The organism is Serratia odorifera, from assembly GCF_041448735.1.
GTDB lineage: Bacteria > Pseudomonadota > Gammaproteobacteria > Enterobacterales > Enterobacteriaceae > Serratia_F > Serratia_F odorifera.
In genome coordinates this window covers 1-546 of sequence record NZ_JBGMUT010000077.1, presented here as the reverse complement: position 1 = coordinate 546, position 546 = coordinate 1, and the positions used below count along the sequence as shown (strand labels likewise).

Below are 546 nucleotides of genomic sequence, written 5' to 3'. Positions count from 1 at the left end.
ACTCTATACTACATTAAACATTAAACAAGGTGACGTTTTAAGCTTAGAAATTAACGAAGAAAACAAACAAATCGTTATTAAAAAATCAAAAAAAGTTTCTATGCCGGAAGGTGTTAACCCTAAGTTTTTGGAATCATTAAACAGAACCATCAATAAATTTGACGGTGCATTTAAGGATTTAGTAAACAGATAATGCCCCTTCAGGCTTGAAGGAAAGAAGGAATAAGTAAAATGGTAATCTATATAACAGAAACTGAAGCAATTTTCATCAACGAAACTCTTATTGACATGTATTCACCCAATGAACAAAGAGGTGTTAAAGATAAGGGTTTATTAGAATCAGCAATATACAGACCACAACAAACATTATTACAACAAGATGCATACCCAACTATTTTCCATAAAGCCACAGCACTATTTGAATCCTTAACAAAAAACCACGCATTTTATAATGCCAACAAAAGAACAGCATTAGCATGTTTAGAAATGTTTCTGTTATACAATGACTACGAACTAAAAATGTCTGAACAAGAAGGGTCAGACTTC

2 protein-coding genes are annotated in these 546 nt (G+C 31.9%); both read left to right on the top strand.

Features of this window, described 5'->3' with window-relative positions; translation table 11 throughout:
- On the top strand, positions 1-193 hold a 193-nt coding region (locus tag ACCC84_RS23935; protein WP_371902444.1), incomplete at its 5' end, for an AbrB family transcriptional regulator.
- A 38-nt stretch (positions 194-231) separates the two neighbouring features.
- The coding region (locus ACCC84_RS23930; protein ID WP_371902443.1) for a type II toxin-antitoxin system death-on-curing family toxin at positions 232-546 on the top strand (315 nt) is incomplete at its 3' end.